This window comes from Anaerosinus sp. (genome assembly GCF_965318445.1).
Genome location: NZ_CBDNNH010000002.1, coordinates 177,286 through 194,013, shown reverse-complemented (window position 1 = coordinate 194,013; position 16,728 = coordinate 177,286). Strand labels below are relative to the sequence as shown.

The following is a 16,728-nucleotide window of genomic DNA, read 5'->3' as shown; positions in this document are numbered from 1 at the left end:
TATTATATCACGATATAGGGGTAGATAAGCAATACCTACGGTATTTTTTATCTACCCCTAAAAAATTTTTACAAAAGTTAATTTATCTTATATAAAATATTACTCATCTAATAATATTTTTTAGATTCTCTACAGACCTTATATCAATTTATGCGTAGAAAGTACTTCTTTTAATTTTGCAAGGTTTCCTTCTGCCATTTCACAAAGTGGCATCCGCAAATCGCCAACCTTGTATCCCATTAAACCTAATGCAGTTTTTACTGGAATAGGATTCACTTCAATAAAAAGTGTATTGATTAACGTTAATAATTTAATTTGTAACTCGGCACTTTCTTTTACTTTGCCATCAAAATAAAGCTGACAAATATCATGCGCTTCTTTTGGCATAACATTAGATAATACAGAAATAACGCCTATACCGCCAATAGATAAAATTGGTACAATCTGATCATCGTTACCAGAATAGATATGAAGATTATCACCACAAGCTTCTTTTATTTTAATAATTGCTGATAAATCTCCGCTCGCTTCCTTTACCGCTACAATTCGCGGATGTTTTGCAAGTTCAATATAAGTATCAAGCGCGATGTTTACTCCAGTACGTGAAGGTACATTATATAAAATAATCGGAATATTTGTATGATCCGCAATATAAGTGAAGTGTTTAATTAGTCCTTTTTGTGAACATTTATTATAATATGGTGTTACAAGAAGTAATCCATCTGCACCAACTTCCTGAGCATATTTCGATAATTGCATAGCATATGCAGTATCATTAGATCCAGTACCAGCGATTACAGGAATTCTTTTATTTACATGATTTACAGTAAATTTTATGGCCTCTTTATGTTCTTCATCGGTCATCGTTGCTGACTCACCCGTTGTTCCCGTAATAATGATAGCATCTGTTCCATTTTCAATGTTGAAATCAATTAACCGCGCAAGTTCATTAAAATTAATTCCAGTTTCATTAAAAGGAGTAATAATAGCTACCCCAGCACCTTTAAACATAATTTCTTTCAAACTTTCCGACCTCCCTAGAAATTACTCATTTAATTAACGAGCTTACCAGTACTTAATAATTCTCACTAATAAAAATATAAACAAAACCCTTACCATTATACCCTATATATACTAATAATGCCTCACTTATTTTAGCCTTTTTCTAAAAAAACACAGATGTATCGCTCCGCAATACATCTGCCCATAAAACTCACATTACTTCATCATTTTATCCATCATCACCAAAAACTCTTCAATCTTTTCTTCTTCTTTGTCTGTTTGAAAAGCTTGTTTTATACAATGCTCCATATGTGCTTTAACAATTTCTTTATTCACGGTATGGAGCAAAGCTCGTGTCGCTAACACCTGATTAGAAATATCGACACAATAACGATTTTCTTCAACCATTCGGATAATCCCATCCATTTGTCCACGTGCAGTTTTCAATAACCGCATAATTTTCTCTGCATCTGCCTGCATAATTGACTCCTCAAACCAAATCTGCTTATTTTTCTTGAATGTTTAAAACTTCATAATCGGCATCGACAATTGGTTCTGTCAATAATCGATCGTCAATAACCTTATCCATCATAACCGTCGCTGTCTTTTCTTCTAAATTCACTTCAACGTTTGTTACACCATCAATTTCTTTGAGAATTTTTTCAACTTTTCCTTGACAATGTTTGCACATCATTCCTTCAATTGTGATTACTTTTTTCATTTGTATCGCTCCTTTTTTTACACGTGGCTTTTCATTTTTCATATGATAAACAGAATTTTTTTCTGTTACCTGAAATTTAAATAATTTTAATCTAAGTGCGTTACTTACTACACATACAGAACTTAAGCTCATCGCAGCCGCTCCAAACATTGGATTTAACTTTAGCCCCCACAAAGTGAAAAATACACCCGCTGCAAGTGGAATTCCAATACAATTGTAGAAAAACGCCCAAAATAAATTTTGTTTAATATTTTTAATTACCGCTTTACTCAGCGCAATGGCATTCACTACATCAAGTAAATCATTTTTCATTAACACAATGTCTGCCGACTCTACGGCAATATCCGTCCCCGCACCAATTGCAATGCCAACGTCAGCACGTGTTAGTGCAGGTGCGTCATTGATTCCATCACCTACCATTGCGACAACTTTTCCTTCCGCTTGTAAATCTCGGATTACTTTTTCCTTATCTTGGGGCAAAACTTCAGCAATAACTTTTGGCACACCTACGATCGACTGAATCGCCTTTGCGGTGGATTGATTATCACCAGTCAGCATAATGACTTCAATTCCCGATTTAACTAAAGAATCAATTGCCATTTTACTATTTGGCTTTACTACATCTGCAACTGCAATAATCCCTAATAATGTATGATCATCAAAGAAATATAATGGCGTCTTGCCTTGTTTAGCAAATTTTTCGCCTTCTTTGGCAAAAGCATCTTGAAAAATACTTTTTTCTTTCAATAGCCGTAAATTTCCTCCATAAAAAAGTTTCCCTTTTATTTTTCCACTCACACCATACCCAGAAATTGCCGTGAAGTTTTCCACTGAGTTTATCGGCATTGCCCAGTCTTCAGCATACTCTAAAATTGCTCGAGCAAGTGGATGCTCTGAATTCTTCTCCAAACTAGCGGCTAACGTCAATAAATCTATTTTTGTCATGGAGCCAAAAGTAACAATATCTGTTATACTGGGCTTTCCTTCCGTAATTGTCCCCGTCTTATCAAGTACAACTGTACACACTTTATGCGCCAATTCAAGGCTTTCTGCTGATTTTATTAAAATTCCATTTTCCGCACCTTTTCCTGTACCAACCATAATTGCAACAGGAGTTGCAAGCCCTAAAGCACAAGGACAGGAAATAACGAGTACAGCAATCCCTATCGATAAGGCAAAAGTAATACTCTCACCAACTAAAATCCATATTGCTGCGGATAAAATAGCAATACCAATAACAACAGGTACAAAAATCCCGCTTACTTTATCAGCTAAACGTGCAATAGGCGCTTTGCTTGCACTCGCAGACTCAACCAATTGAATAATCTGTGCCAATGTTGTATCTTTTCCTACTTTTGTTGCTTTAAATTCAAATACACCAGATTTATTTAAAGTAGCTGCAATTACTAAGTCTCCAACATTCTTTTCAACAGGAAGGCTTTCTCCAGTAAGCATAGATTCATCGACAAATGAAGTTCCACTTGTTATTACTCCATCTACAGCAATACTTTGTCCAGGCTTTACAATCACAATATCACCGACAATAATTTCCTCTACAGATAAATCCACTTCTTTTCCATCCCGAATAACCGTTGCTTGCTTCGGTGTCAACTGCAATAGTTTTTCAATTGCCTCAGAGGTTTTGCGCTTTGATTTTGTCTCTAAATATTTTCCTAAAGTAATTAAAGTCAAAATCATCGCGGCAGATTCAAAGTATAAATCCCCCATATATTGTTTTACATATTCAAAATCTCCAATCCCCAGACCATGTCCAATTGCAAAAATTGCTCCAACTCCATAGATAAATGCTGCACCTGATCCAATAGCGATTAATGAGTCCATATTGGGGTGTCCACTTAGTAGCGATTTAAAACCAACAATATAGTATTTACGATTTACATAAAGAATTGGTAACGTTAATAAAAATTGTGAAAATGCATACGTAATTGCATTCTCAGTGCCATGAAATATCGCTGGAAATGGGTAAGTAAACATATGATGCATAGAAATATACATAAGTGGAATCATGAATAAAAAAGAAATTTTTAATCGAAACCACATTTGTTCTACTATATCTTTTTCTGTATTCTCATTTTTTGCTGACTTTTTTCCATCTGCTAGATTTGCTCCATACCCACTTTCTTTCACAGCCTGGCAAATCGCACCCGTTGTAATAACATTTTCATCAAATTCAACCTGCATTGTATTCGTTAATAAATTTACATTGACCGCTTTTACCCCTTCTAATCTACGTACTGTCTTCTCTATACTTGACGAACAGGCCGAACAAGACATGCCAATGACATTAAAAATTTTTTTCATCATATTCATCCTTTTTTACCTATAATTCTTATCTAGTAATATGCTCTCGTTTAAGTAATAATATAATACCCCCACGGGGTGGGGTATTATATCATTACTTAAACATAAAAAAGTTCATTTGTCAATAAACAAATGAACTTTTATCTTTGGAAAAAATTGTTTTATCTTGTTATGATAAAATAGACTTAATTCAAGTAGAGTTTTTTACTCCATCTGAATCCTAGCCGCATTTATCCAGACTCTTACCAAATATATCTTTCCTCCTAATGAGTCAGAACTCTAAAGTACGCTAATCATTAGGCGATATGTATTTTAGACTTTTTCATCATTATTTAACCGTTTCCCAATTCGTTCCACAGCTTTTTTTTCAATACGTGATACATAGCTACGTGATATTCCAAGCATTTTGGCAATATCACGCTGCGTTTTACGAACGCCATTTGGGATACCAAACCGTAAATTTAAAACCATCCGTTCGCGTTTCGTTAACAAATCCATTTGCTTTGCTAGTCGTTCATTTTCACATTTATTTTCTACCGTTTCTGCAACTACATCAGCTTCTGTTCCAAGAATATCAAGTAAAACTATTTCATTGCCCTCTTTATCTACTCCGATTGGATCATAAAGACTCACTTCACTACGAACCCGTCTGGTGCTACGCAAATGCATTAAAATCTCATTTTCTATACACCGCGCAGCATAGGTAGCTAAACGAATTTTTTTATTTAAGTCAAATGTGTTAATTGCTTTAATTAGGCCAATTGTACCAATTGAAATCAAATCATCTGAATCTTCCCCTGTATTATCAAATTTCTTAACGATATGCGCTACCAAGCGAAGATTACGCTCAATCAGAACATTCTTTGCACTTTCATCTCCTTGCCTTAACCGTTCTAACTCCTCTTGCTCTTCTTTTTCAGTCAATGGTAATGGAAATGTATTATTAGCAACATAAGCAACAAGTAAGCTTAAACCTTTTCCGAACAATGCAAATAGTGTTAATAAAAAAGACATTACCAATCCCCTCCGTTCAATCTGTGCTTTATTCTATGGAACAATTACAAAGATTGTGCCTTGAAAAGATTGGTAGTATTAAGTTTAATAAAAGGAGAGAATGACTATGTCATTTGGCGATTTAATTATTCTAGGATTAATCATAGCAATGTGTATTTATTCTATGTGGGAGAATTTACGTTCATATTAAAAAATAGGATTAGGCTGGCAAAGTCTAATCCTATTTTTATATAAATAAAAAAGAGGCGCAAAGCCTCTTTTATGTTCAATTTAAAGTACACGACGGGCACCAATGTAACAAGCACCCCAATATCCTGTTGTTAAATCATCAATTCTTACACCACTACTAGATGTAGAACTTATAAATTTTCCATCGCCTAAATAAATCCCTGAATGTGATGCACCATACGTGTATGTAGAAAAGAAAACTAAGTCTCCTGGCTGCAAATTATAAACTTGATAACCAGCAGTGTATTGTTCATCAGCAGCTCTCGGTAAGTAAACTCCACTATCTGCAAATACATAACGAACAAAACCTGAACAATCAAACCCACTTGGAGTTGTCCCCCCAAAAGAATAAGGAACTCCTATGTACTGTAAGGAATCTTGAATAATTCGACGAACTAAAGATGTAGAACCAGCACGACTGACTTCTGGAATTTCTCTTCCCATCAAAGCACGATAAGTAGCTGAACCAACTAAACCATCTGCCTCTAATCCGTAATTTGCTTGAAAGGATTTAACCGCAGCGGCTGTAGCCGGACCAAAATCTCCATCTACTGATACATGATAGCCCAAACTAACTAATTCTCTTTGAATCGCAGCCACTTCTTCGCCCCGATCTCCTGCACGGAATGCTGCAGCATTCACAACAGAAACTACGCTTACCATTAGCAACGACAAAACGAAAACACGAAACACTTTACTCAATAAGTCACTCTTCTCTCTCTACGCCTACGAGGTTAGCTGACGGATTTGGATAGAGATACCCATGATGTTTTAACCTATCCATATAGATAAAATAAAACAAAATTCACCCCTAAAATTGGGTCCCCCGCTCACTCAATGATTCGGCTTTTTTCTTGTTATTATAAACTTCTACAAAAAGGTAAAAATTCCTGCTAAATTTATAAAATCACTTCTTTTTTTCTTTATTTTTTTCGTTTATATCTAAAATATTCGGTTTTTCACGAACAAAATAAAGTGGACGCTGCTTTACCTCTTCAAAAATTCTCCCAACATATTCACCAATAATCCCCAATCCCATTAACTGAATGCCGCCTAAAAGCGATATACTTACCGATAATGTTGCCCATCCGGGTACAGCTTCATCAGTAAACCATTTGATGTACATTACATGACCAGTTAAAAGAATACTAAAAAGACCAAAGATAATCCCTAAATAGAAAGCAAACCTTAATGGCATTTTAGAGTATGCGGTAATTCCATCAAGAGCAAAATGTAGCATTTTATTTAAAGAAAATTTTGAAGTACCTGCAAAACGCTTCGGAGCAACAAATTCAAGCTGAATTTGCTTATAGCCAATAGCGCCTATCATCCCACGAATAAATCTCGCTCGTTCTTTATATAATTTAAAGCTTTCTACTACGCGTCGATCCATGAGCCTAAAATCAGAGCCACCCGGTTGAATTTTTACTTTCGATATCTTATTGATTAATTTATAATAAAGCGCTGACGTCTTATTTTTAAACCAAGATACACCTTCTGTTGTTTTTCGAATCGTTTGAACCACTTCATATCCGTCTTCCCATTTTTCAATTAATATGGGGATAAAGGTTGGTGGATGCTGCATATCTCCATCCATTGTAATTACTGCTTCCCCTTTGGCATGATCTAGTCCGCAAGTCAATGCAATCTGATGACCAAAGTTACGGACTAAATATAAAGGTTTAACTCGATCATCTCGCTGCGATAAATGATCCAGAATTAAAATACTGCTATCTTTTGACCCATCATCCACAAAAAGCAACTCAAAATTATACCCAAGCGGCTGCATTGTTTTACAGATTTCTTCATAAAAATGCTCGATATTTTCTTCCTCATTATAAACAGGAACAACAATTGATATTAATTTCATTTTTTCTCCCTAATTATTTCGCATTACTTATTTACAGTATATACAAAAATACTCGATATGCAGTACATATCGAGCATTTAATCGAAATAAAGTAGACTTGATTCAGGTGGAGTTTTCACTCCATCCGAATCTTAGCCGACCTTATCCAGAAGTTTAGCTGCTCGCCTATGCTCTGTATACTCCCACTTACAGAAGTTTGGAATCTTAGAAGCAGCTAAACCATCGGATAAATCTTTCTAATACAACTGTACTGCGAAATTCAAATTCATTTAATTTGCAGTAAAACGTGACAAAAATTCTTTCGTCCGTTCATTTTTAGGATGATTAAATAATTCTTCCGGAGATGCATCTTCAGCAATAATACCTTGATCCATAAAAACAACACGAGTAGATACATCACGTGCAAAAGCCATTTCATGCGTTACGATAATCATCGTAAGACCTTCTTGAGCTAAACTTCTCATTACACTGAGTACTTCTCCTACCATTTGAGGATCTAATGCCGAAGTCGGTTCATCAAATAACAATACTTTAGGTTCGATTGCCAAAGCTCTAGCAATTGCCACACGTTGCCGTTGTCCCCCTGATAATTGATGAGGCTTCGCATTGATATATTGTGCCATACCAACTTTATTTAGATATTTCATCGCATTCTGTTTAGCAGTTTCTTTATCTCGCCTTAAAACCTTAACCGGCCCAACCATACAATTTTCTAAAACTGTCATATTATTAAATAAATTAAACTGTTGAAAAACCATACCAACTTTTGTTCGATAAAGGGCAATATCCTTGCTTGTATCATCAATAATTTTTCCTTGGTAAACAATGTCCCCCGAGGTAGGAATCTCAAGCATATTAATACAACGAAGCAATGTGGATTTTCCTGAACCGGATGCACCAATAATACTAATTACATCACCCTGAAAAACTTGAAAATCAATATCCTTTAAAATTTCCCGTTCACCAAAAAATTTTACTAGATGTTTTACTTCTAATACCGGCATAGGATTTTTATTTTCTTCTGCCATCTTAATCCCTGCCTTTCTTTTTCGGTTGCATACCAAACGGCCCACAAGGATCAGCCATTGGATCATAAGACACTAATGCATAGTTATCTTCTCCGTCCATCCTATTTTCAAGCCAACGCAAAATTCGCGAAACCGTAAATGTTAAAATAAAATAAATTACACAAGTAATGAAGAATACTTCAAAATATTTATAATATACACCCGCTGCTGATTTAGACGCAAAATATAATTCTGTTACAGATATTACATTCAATACAGAGGTATCTTTAATATTAATAATTAAATTATTACCAATTTGCGGCATAATATTACGCAATGCTTGTGGCAAAACAACATTATACATCGTCTGAAAATGTGTCATACCAATTGCTTTGGCAGCTTCAGTCTGTCCTTCATCGACAGAGAAAATCCCCCCCCTTACGGTTTCGGCCATATATGCTCCTGTATTAATCGAAACAACTAAAAAACCTGCAAGTAGCGGTGACATATCTATATCAAATAAGCTCATTGACCCATAATAAAAGACCATTGCTTGTACAATCATTGGCGTACCGCGAAAAACTTCCACATAAGCAGATAAAATAAATTGTACACAATGATTTAACGTCCGAGTAATCACACCCGCACGCGGATTGATGGGAATCGTTTGAACAATCCCAACTAATAAACCAATAATACAGCCGACAAAAGTACCAACTAAAGCTAGCGCCATCGTTACCATCGCACCATTTGCCAACATTGCTCCATATTTATCTAAAAGAAATAATACCCATTCAAAAAATGTTACAGGCATTGATGTCGTCATACAAAGTTCCACCTTGACTATTTATTTACTGAAAAGAGGGACGGCAGCTGCCGTCCCATAACATAGGCAAAATTAATTTGCTAATGGTTGACTTTTAATTGCTTCTTCCATGATTTTATCACGGTCAGCATCAGTCATTTTATCTAATACACTGTTCATTTGTTTAACCAATTCTTCGTTACCTTTTTTCACTGCAATGCCGATTTCAACATCTTCTTTAGATGCTTCAAAACCTTTTGCATCTTTAAAGTCTAACATCACAAGTCCTGGATTCGCAAAAGCTGCTGCCATCGCTGTCGGACGGTCTAAAACAAGAACTTCAACTTTTCCAGATGTTAATGCCACAATCATACCTGGCACATTATCAATCGCTGGTTGAATTTTAGCTTCTGGAATTTGGCCAATTAAATCATACCAAATTGTATTTAACTGAGATGTAGCAACTGCACCTTTTAAATCGTTAATATCTTTTGCTTTTCCAAAAGGACCATCCACTTTTGTAAGTGCAACTACAGATGCATAATAATAAGGAGAAGTAAAATCAACACTTTCCTTACGTTTCGATGTGATACTCATCCCTGCAATTGCAGCATCAATCTTACCGGAAGCTACAGCAGGCGCTAAACCATCCCATTCAATTTTATGTATTTCAAGTTCAGCTCCCATGGATTCTGCCAGTTTCTTAGCAACAATAACATCATAACCATATGCATAAGCATCACTGCCAGCAATTTTCACAGCACCATTTGCATTATCTGTTTGTGTCCAGTTATAAGGAGCATAACCGCATTCCATACCAACTTTTAATACTTTTTTGTCTGCTTTTTGACTAGAACCACATCCAGCAAGTAAAGCTATACCTGCAAGCATCATGCAGCAAAGTACTAAACTAACAATCTTTTTGTAACTTTTCATTATTTCCAGCCTCTCCCCATCATTCAATTTTAATATCTCTATTCCACCAATAAAACAGCAAAAAGACGTCTCCCCTATCGTTTAGGAGTCGACATCTTTGTCGACTTTATTTCTTCATTTCTGAAATAAAGCATCCTTAAATCCCTTGTTTTTCATTGTATCAATTTCTATGTTTGCTTGTCAAGGTTTCTTACGGTTATCTATCTTTTTACATTTAAGGGAAAATACTGATTTTTTGTCTTTTACGTTTCTATGAAATTAAATAAAATTACCTTGAATAAAGTTTGACATTTTCACTATGTTTTGTAATAATCATTATAAAAAGAAAGGCGGACTATTATGATCTTACAAGAAGCAATTGAAAAACGCCGCTCCGTTCGCAAATATACAAATACTGCCGTAGAAAAAGAAAAAATTGAACACCTAATTCTTAATGCAAGTAAAGCCCCAAGTGCAATGAATTTACAGCCTTGGGCTTTCGCTGTAATTGAAAATACAGAGTTATTAGATAGATACTCAACAGAAATAAAAAAATCGCTTATTGAAAAAATGAATACCGAAAAAACAATCCTAGAAAAATATCGCTCACTTATGGAAAAAGAAACTTTTCATATTTTTCATCACGCACCAGCTTTAATTGTGATTTATGCAAAAAAGCCCTCTCTACATCCACATGAAGATTGTGCACTAGCAGCACAAAACTTAATGCTGACTGCTGCTGATTTAGAATTAGGAACTTGCTGGATTGGCTTTTCTATTTATCATTTTAACTCTAGTAAAATCAAAACAGAGTTAAATATTCCCGAAGAATACGAGGCAATTGCCCCTATTGTTATTGGATATCCACAAACCAATCATTTACCTATTCCCAAAAAAGATCCAGAAATTCTTTGTTGGAAGAGATAACTTAAGCCTTGATTCAACTAGATTTTTAAATTCATCTCAAATAGTCACCAAATAAAAATAGTGTCTCTGCAAAATGCAGAGACACTATTTTTTTAACTTAACAGCATTCTATCATTGGCAAACTCATTGCCACTTGCTTGTTCAAACATTTTTAGTAAATCGGCAATAGTAAGACTACTTTTTTCCTTACCAGAAACATCAATAATAATTTGTCCATTATGAAGCATGATTAAACGATTGCCAAAACTCAAGGCATCTTTCATATTATGCGTAATCATCAATGTTGTTAGATGATGTTTATTTACAATCTTACCTGTCAAATTTAATACCTTTTCGGCCGTCTTTGGATCAAGCGCGGCCGTATGCTCATCCAAAAGTAAAAGTTTAGGCTGATTCATTGTTGCCATCAACAAAGTAATTGCTTGCCGCTGCCCGCCCGATAATAACCCCACTTTTGTTGTCAAACGATTTTCTAAGCCAAGGTCTAGCTCCTTTAATAGGTCAACAAACCATGCTTGATCTGATTTCCTAGAACTCCAAGCAAGTCCTGGCGTCTTACCTCGTCTTGCTGCAATCGCAAGATTTTCTTCAATCATCATACCAGCAGCTGTTCCCATCATAGGATCTTGAAATACCCTGCCAATATATTTTGCCCGTTTATGCTCTGGCACTTTTGTGATATCGTCACCATCAATAACAATCTTACCTGAATCCACAAGAAAAGCTCCAGCAATAGAATTCATCAACGTTGATTTTCCAGCACCATTACCACCAATTACCGTAACAAAATCTCCTGCATTTAAATGAAGGTTTAAACCACATAAAGCTTTTTTTTCATTAATCGTTCCAGCATTAAAAGTCTTCGATATATTTTCAATTCTCAACATGGTTTACTTATACCTCCCTTTTTTTTGCAAATTTACTTTTAAATAACGGCATAGATAATGCAATAGCGACTAAAATTGCCGTAAATAATTTTAAATCATTTGGCGGCATTCCTAATTGCAATACAATCGCAATAACAATTCGATAAATAATCGAACCTAAAATAACGGAAATTAAACAATTTTTAAAACTTCTCGTCCCAAATAAAACTTCCCCAATAATAACAGAAGCTAGACCGATAACAATTGTACCAACTCCCATACCAACATCTGCAAATCCGTTGTTTTGTGCAACTAAAGCTCCAGAAACTGCAACTAAAGCATTGCTAAGCAAAAGTCCTAAGATAATTGTAAAATCCGTATTTACACCATTTGCCCGAATCATTTGCTGATTAAAACCAGTCGCACGAATCGCTGCGCCAATTTCCGTGCCAAAAAACCAATAAATTAATATTCCAAAAAAAACTGTGCTAATAATACCAATAGATAACACAGCATTAACATTTGACAAACCAAAATCTATCATATTTGTAAATACCGTATCCATCCGAAGCAAAGATACATTTGCTTTTCCCATAACACGCAAATTGATAGAGTAAAGCGCTATCATTGTTAGAATACCTGCTAGTAAAGCCGGTATTTTTAATTTTGTGTGTAAAACTCCTGTAATTATGCCCGCGAACATACCTGCAATAGCAGCAACAAATATAGCAACAAACGGGTCGCTGCCTTCAACAATCATTGCGGCTGCAACTGCAGCGCCTAAAGGGAAACTCCCTTCTACCGTTAAATCAGCTATATCTAAAACACGAAATGTAATATATACACCTAATGCCATAATTGACCATAGTAAACCTTGTGAAATCGTTGGAATCAATAAATCCAACATAAAAATCCCCCTCTATACTCCCATTATCTAAGAAAGAAAGGGCCTCCTTATTAAAAGGAAACCCTCTCCCCATACAAATTTATTTTACAATTTCCGCATCTTTTAAAAGATCTTCTGGAATTGTAATCCCCAATTTCTTGGCAACAGTTTCATTAATTGTTGTTTGCATTTCTTTTAGGGATTGAATTGGCATCGATTCTGGTTTAGCTTTACCTGATAAAATATCCGCTGCCATTTCACCTGTTTGGAATCCTAATTTATAATAATCTACACCTAAAGTAGCAAGTCCGCCCGCTTTAACATGATTTGCTTCACCACAAATTAATGGTATTTTAGCTTCATCTGTAACTCCGACCAAAGTAGGTATAGCTGAGGCCATAACATTATCTGTCGGAACATAAATAACATCTACTTTTCCCATTAAACTTTGTGCCGCTTGTTGGATATCATTTACAGTAGAAACCGTAGCTTCTTCAACGACTAACCCTTTAGACTCTGCATATTCTTTCATTACTCTTACTTGCATTTGTGAATTAACTTCACTAGAACAATAAATCGTTCCCACGCGTTTTGCATTCGGTAAAATTTTCATTAATAAATCCACTTGTTCTGCGATAGGATTCATGTCTGTAGTCCCTGTTACATTACCTTTTGGCTCTTTGTTAGTAACAACAAGTTTTGCCTCTTCATAATCGGTAACTGCAGTAGCTACAATAGGAATTGTCTTTGTTGCATTTGCAACAGACTGTGCTGCTGGCGTTGCAATTGCACAAACCAAATCCACATTATTATTTACAAAACGTTGGCTAATGTTTTGTAAGTTTGATTGATCTGCCTGTGCATTTTGTCTATCAAACTTAATATTCACATTTTCTTTGTAGCCTTTAGATGCTAACCCATCAATAAAACCTTTATTTGCTGCATCTAGCGCTGGGTGTTCAACCAATTGAACAATACCTACATTTACAACTTTCTGATTAGAAGCATCTTTTGGAGTTGATCCACAACCTGCAAAAGCTCCTATAGAAAGCACCATTGACATAGCAACCGCCAATGTTCTCAAGCCTTTTGCCTTCATCATAAATTCTTCCATCCTTCCATACTACAATGCTATTGCCTTACAATAGCAAAAATTCTACTTTAACAAGCATTCGACAAAATCAATAAATCTCCTGCCTTTTTATAAATAAAAAGGTTACTGAAACCTCTAGTTTCAGTAACCTTTAATTTCTCAGTAAAGTTATGAGTAATCAATAAGCCGAGTTTTGTTCCGCTCACGCGGTGATAATCATTTATCTAGATTGTCAGTTACCTGACAACTCAAGCGACACAACCCGGAAGGTTCCGCGGGCAACATCATCCCTTCCCTATTCGGTCTTGCTCCAAGTGGGGTTTACCAAAGCCAGTTAGTCACCTAACTGCTGGTGCGCTCTTACCGCACCTTTCCATCCTTACCTAACAAAGTTAGGCGGTTTAAATTTCTATAGCACTTTCCCTGAGGTCACCCTCGCTGGACGTTATCCAGCACTTTGCCCTGTGGAGCCCGGACTTTCCTCAAATACCATTCGGTACTCGCGATTATCTTTCATACTCACAACCATCAAGCAAGATATAATACTATCACGAAGCAAGAAGGCTGTCAATAACAAAAGTATATTTCCCACATATTACATTTCAATCTTCATTTGTTGAGATAATCTTTGTATTTTTTCAACGATGTTTTCAGCACCTACGATATCAGAAACAACAGCGATCGTTTTTGCACCTGCTTTGGCAACATTACAAATATTATGCTCTTTAATTCCACCAATCGCAACAAATGGCAACCGCGAATGCATTGCTGCATATTCGACATAAGTTAATCCAACTGCCGCGCAAACATCCGTTTTTGTTTGCGTTGCAAATACAGGTCCAACGCCAATATAATCGACAACACCACATTTTTCAGCTTCTTCTATCTGCTTAGAATTATGCGTAGAGAGTCCAAGAATCATATCTTTTCCAATCAGCTTCCGCACAATCTGCGGTGGAAAGTCTTCCTGCCCAACATGTACACCGTCAGCTTTCACTGCCAATGCTAAATCAATATAATCATTCACAACAAAAGTTACACCTGCTCGTTTTGTTATCTCGCGAATTGCCAAACATTCCTCATACATCGCTTTTGTTTTCTTCGTTTTTTCTCTATATTGGATAAATTTAATCCCAGCCTCTATACACGCAGCAACAACTTCTAAATTAGTTTTTCCTTTGGATAATTTTTCTGCTGTTAACGCATAGATTTTCGTCGTCAAAAAATTTTCAATCGCTATTTCTTTATTCATCATCTTATTAGCAAAATTTTAATCAAGTCATCAGATAAAATTTTGCATTTCCCCTTTTTTTCATTTTCTTCATCATATCATGTTTTCCAAAATTTATCCCGAGAAAACAAATTACTGTAAGACAATTCCTAGAACTAAATCAGCTTGCTTTGATGCTGTTAAAGTTACCACCGGCGCACATGGAGGATTATTTTCTATTGTACTTATCAAATCTCCGACAATATAAAGACGGTCATTGATTTTTTTCACCTTTATCCGATCGCTATTTCCCCAGCCTGCTAAACCTGAAGCAGCAACAATATATTTTCCTGCTTGTGCTAGTTCTTCAATGATCATTGCTTTTGTCTCTGGACAATCCACTGCTTCAATAACAATATCACAAGAAGAAAATATTTCTTTTATATTGTCCCTAGCTAATCTATCTTCTACTGCTTCAATTTGCACATTTGAATGGATCTGTGCCAAATTTTCTTTTAATGCAGCTACCTTTGACTGATTCACCTGAGAATAAACATAGTTTTGCCGGTTCAGATTGCTTACCTCAACCCGGTCAAAATCAACAATTGTAAAATGAATAAATCCACTACGCACGAGAAGCATCGCACAATTTGATCCCAATCCCCCAGCACCAGCAATACCAATTTTAGTTTGTTGGATCTTTTTTAAATCTTCTTTACAGAAATATTTTAATAGACCTTTCTCAAATTCAGTCATTATACAACCTGCCAATCTTTATAAATCGGTTGATACCCTTGGTTATACAGCATCTGAGCCATTTCAGCAACACTCCGATGATCAGAAATATCAAACTGGCTTGCTTCTTCTCCTTTGCTATGTCCGCCAACCGCCGTAGTTACCCCTCCCGACATCTTTGTCACACCAATTTTCGTTAAATGATTTCTCAATGTAAAGCTTTCTCTTGATGATAAAGTAATTCCACTGCGCGGCATAAACAAACGATAAGCTGCGATATATTGCACGATATTTTTATCACTTACTGTAACCCGTGGTGAAAATCCGCCCGTATGTGGGCGCATTCTTGGTGTAGAAACGGCAATTTCAACTTCACTATATTTACGCTGTAGGTAATCTGCATGGACTCCTGTCAAAAACGCTTCTTTTCGCCAATCATTCAAGCCGAGGAGTGCCCCGATATTTACTGTCCTTAATCCGGCTCTGCACGCTCTTTCCGGTGCATCAAGACGAAATTCATAATCGCGCTTTGGGCCTGCTAAATGAAGCTCTTTATAAATTTCTTTATCGTACACTTCTTGAAAAATGGTCATCCCATCTACACCATTTTTAACTGCGCGACAATAGTCATCTTCAGTCAAAGGATAGACCTCAATACTAATCCCAGTAAAGAATTTTTTTAAAGTATTTACTGCCTCTACTATGTAATCTACCGAGCTATGAATTGGTGATTCTCCTGTTAATACCAATACATGCTTTAAACCAGTTTTAGCAATCCATTCTCCTTCTTTCTCAATCTCTTTCATTGTAAGCTTCGTTCTTGTCAATTGGTTTTTACAGTTAAATCCACAATATACACATTGATTAATGCAATAATTTGCAATATACATCGGTGTAAAAAGCTGCATCGTTTTACCAAATTGCTGAATCGTCACTTCATTTGCACGTTGAGCAATTTCTTCTAAACATTCTTCAGCCTTAGGTGACAATAATGTTAAATAATCCATAACTGACAATTTGTTTTTGCTGATAATTGCTAAAATTTGCTTTTTCGTGGCTTGCGTAAAAAAACGTTGATAATCAAAAGCTTGATATTTTTCTAATTCATTCAAAAAATTCATTTCTCC

At 35.7% G+C, this 16,728-nt stretch carries 16 protein-coding genes, 1 other RNA gene and 1 riboswitch; of the genes, 1 reads left to right on the top strand and 16 read right to left on the bottom strand.

What is annotated here, in order from left to right; genetic code table 11:
- Positions 1 to 138 precede the first annotated feature (138 nt).
- The 9 genes from dapA to ACWZFG_RS01210 form a co-directional block, all read right to left on the bottom strand.
- Positions 139 to 1,023: a 4-hydroxy-tetrahydrodipicolinate synthase gene (gene dapA, locus ACWZFG_RS01250; RefSeq protein ID WP_177504181.1), complete on the bottom strand. Its 885-nt coding sequence runs from the start codon at positions 1,021 to 1,023 to the stop codon at positions 139 to 141.
- 195 nt (positions 1,024 to 1,218) lie between these two features.
- Positions 1,219 to 1,482: a metal-sensing transcriptional repressor gene (locus ACWZFG_RS01245; RefSeq protein ID WP_147667766.1), complete on the bottom strand. Its 264-nt coding sequence runs from the start codon at positions 1,480 to 1,482 to the stop codon at positions 1,219 to 1,221.
- A 25-nt stretch (positions 1,483 to 1,507) separates the two neighbouring features.
- Positions 1,508 to 4,045, bottom strand: a complete 2,538-nt coding sequence (locus ACWZFG_RS01240; RefSeq protein WP_455576923.1) for a heavy metal translocating P-type ATPase — start codon at positions 4,043 to 4,045, stop codon at positions 1,508 to 1,510.
- 312 nt (positions 4,046 to 4,357) lie between these two features.
- Complete coding sequence (gene sigK / locus ACWZFG_RS01235; protein WP_177504176.1) at positions 4,358 to 5,059, bottom strand: RNA polymerase sporulation sigma factor SigK; 702 nt, start codon at positions 5,057 to 5,059, stop codon at positions 4,358 to 4,360.
- Between the two features lie 270 nt (positions 5,060 to 5,329).
- Positions 5,330 to 5,950 (bottom strand): C40 family peptidase, encoded by a 621-nt coding sequence (locus ACWZFG_RS01230; protein ID WP_418626980.1) that lies wholly within the window; start codon positions 5,948 to 5,950, stop codon positions 5,330 to 5,332.
- 46 nt (positions 5,951 to 5,996) lie between these two features.
- A riboswitch (cyclic di-AMP (ydaO/yuaA leader) is annotated at positions 5,997 to 6,145 on the bottom strand.
- Positions 6,146 to 6,194: 49 nt separating this feature from the next.
- Entirely contained in the window at positions 6,195 to 7,157 is a 963-nt protein-coding gene (locus tag ACWZFG_RS01225) for a glycosyltransferase family 2 protein (RefSeq protein WP_177504172.1), read from the bottom strand.
- Between the two features lie 269 nt (positions 7,158 to 7,426).
- On the bottom strand, positions 7,427 to 8,185 hold the full coding sequence (locus tag ACWZFG_RS01220) for an amino acid ABC transporter ATP-binding protein (protein WP_455576922.1): 759 nt from the start codon (positions 8,183 to 8,185) through the stop codon (positions 7,427 to 7,429).
- 1 nt (position 8,186) lies between these two features.
- Positions 8,187 to 8,990, bottom strand: coding sequence for an amino acid ABC transporter permease (locus tag ACWZFG_RS01215; protein ID WP_147667760.1), 804 nt, complete (start codon positions 8,988 to 8,990; stop codon positions 8,187 to 8,189).
- Between the two features lie 72 nt (positions 8,991 to 9,062).
- Positions 9,063 to 9,905 carry a transporter substrate-binding domain-containing protein gene (locus ACWZFG_RS01210; protein ID WP_147667759.1) on the bottom strand — a complete coding sequence of 281 codons (843 nt, stop codon included), beginning with the start codon at positions 9,903 to 9,905 and terminating at the stop codon, positions 9,063 to 9,065.
- A gap of 339 nt (positions 9,906 to 10,244) precedes the next feature.
- On the opposite strand from ACWZFG_RS01210, the gene ACWZFG_RS01205 reads away from it, so the two are divergent.
- Positions 10,245 to 10,811 carry a nitroreductase family protein gene (locus ACWZFG_RS01205; RefSeq protein WP_177504170.1) on the top strand — a complete coding sequence of 189 codons (567 nt, stop codon included), beginning with the start codon at positions 10,245 to 10,247 and terminating at the stop codon, positions 10,809 to 10,811.
- A 92-nt stretch (positions 10,812 to 10,903) separates the two neighbouring features.
- On the opposite strand, the gene ACWZFG_RS01200 is transcribed toward ACWZFG_RS01205, so the two are convergent.
- From ACWZFG_RS01200 to thiH, 7 genes are all read right to left on the bottom strand, one after another.
- The gene (locus tag ACWZFG_RS01200; protein WP_455576921.1) at positions 10,904 to 11,698 is read right to left on the bottom strand and encodes an ABC transporter ATP-binding protein; all 795 of its coding nucleotides are present in this window, start codon (positions 11,696 to 11,698) and stop codon (positions 10,904 to 10,906) included.
- A gap of 7 nt (positions 11,699 to 11,705) precedes the next feature.
- Positions 11,706 to 12,581 carry an ABC transporter permease gene (locus ACWZFG_RS01195; RefSeq protein WP_455576959.1) on the bottom strand — a complete coding sequence of 292 codons (876 nt, stop codon included), beginning with the start codon at positions 12,579 to 12,581 and terminating at the stop codon, positions 11,706 to 11,708.
- Positions 12,582 to 12,663: 82 nt separating this feature from the next.
- On the bottom strand, positions 12,664 to 13,665 hold the full coding sequence (locus tag ACWZFG_RS01190; protein ID WP_177504166.1) for an ABC transporter substrate-binding protein: 1,002 nt from the start codon (positions 13,663 to 13,665) through the stop codon (positions 12,664 to 12,666).
- 158 nt (positions 13,666 to 13,823) lie between these two features.
- An RNA gene (gene rnpB / locus ACWZFG_RS01185) (RNase P RNA component class A) lies at positions 13,824 to 14,178 on the bottom strand.
- 73 nt (positions 14,179 to 14,251) lie between these two features.
- Positions 14,252 to 14,908: a thiamine phosphate synthase gene (thiE, locus tag ACWZFG_RS01180; RefSeq protein WP_177504163.1), complete on the bottom strand. Its 657-nt coding sequence runs from the start codon at positions 14,906 to 14,908 to the stop codon at positions 14,252 to 14,254.
- 111 nt (positions 14,909 to 15,019) lie between these two features.
- Positions 15,020 to 15,622, bottom strand: a complete 603-nt coding sequence (thiF, locus tag ACWZFG_RS01175) for a sulfur carrier protein ThiS adenylyltransferase ThiF (RefSeq protein WP_177504160.1) — start codon at positions 15,620 to 15,622, stop codon at positions 15,020 to 15,022.
- Positions 15,622 to 16,722, bottom strand: coding sequence for a 2-iminoacetate synthase ThiH (thiH, locus tag ACWZFG_RS01170; RefSeq protein ID WP_177504158.1), 1,101 nt, complete (start codon positions 16,720 to 16,722; stop codon positions 15,622 to 15,624). The genes thiF and thiH overlap by 1 nt, the downstream gene beginning before the upstream one ends.
- Positions 16,723 to 16,728 lie beyond the last annotated feature (6 nt).

Coding starts and splice junctions, on each gene's coding strand:
- ACWZFG_RS01245 (WP_147667766.1), bottom strand. CDS start 1,482: ATGCAGGCAGATGCAGAGAAAATTATGCGGTTATTGAAAACTGCACGT.
- ACWZFG_RS01240 (WP_455576923.1), bottom strand. CDS start 4,045: ATGAAAAAAATTTTTAATGTCATTGGCATGTCTTGTTCGGCCTGTTCG.
- sigK (WP_177504176.1), bottom strand. CDS start 5,059: ATGTCTTTTTTATTAACACTATTTGCATTGTTCGGAAAAGGTTTAAGC.
- ACWZFG_RS01230 (WP_418626980.1), bottom strand. CDS start 5,950: ATGGTAAGCGTAGTTTCTGTTGTGAATGCTGCAGCATTCCGTGCAGGA.
- ACWZFG_RS01225 (WP_177504172.1), bottom strand. CDS start 7,157: ATGAAATTAATATCAATTGTTGTTCCTGTTTATAATGAGGAAGAAAAT.
- ACWZFG_RS01220 (WP_455576922.1), bottom strand. CDS start 8,185: ATGGCAGAAGAAAATAAAAATCCTATGCCGGTATTAGAAGTAAAACAT.
- ACWZFG_RS01215 (WP_147667760.1), bottom strand. CDS start 8,990: ATGACGACATCAATGCCTGTAACATTTTTTGAATGGGTATTATTTCTT.
- ACWZFG_RS01210 (WP_147667759.1), bottom strand. CDS start 9,905: ATGAAAAGTTACAAAAAGATTGTTAGTTTAGTACTTTGCTGCATGATG.
- ACWZFG_RS01205 (WP_177504170.1), top strand. CDS start 10,245: ATGATCTTACAAGAAGCAATTGAAAAACGCCGCTCCGTTCGCAAATAT.
- ACWZFG_RS01200 (WP_455576921.1), bottom strand. CDS start 11,698: ATGTTGAGAATTGAAAATATATCGAAGACTTTTAATGCTGGAACGATT.
- ACWZFG_RS01190 (WP_177504166.1), bottom strand. CDS start 13,665: ATGATGAAGGCAAAAGGCTTGAGAACATTGGCGGTTGCTATGTCAATG.
- thiE (WP_177504163.1), bottom strand. CDS start 14,908: ATGAATAAAGAAATAGCGATTGAAAATTTTTTGACGACGAAAATCTAT.
- thiF (WP_177504160.1), bottom strand. CDS start 15,622: ATGACTGAATTTGAGAAAGGTCTATTAAAATATTTCTGTAAAGAAGAT.
- thiH (WP_177504158.1), bottom strand. CDS start 16,722: ATGAATTTTTTGAATGAATTAGAAAAATATCAAGCTTTTGATTATCAA.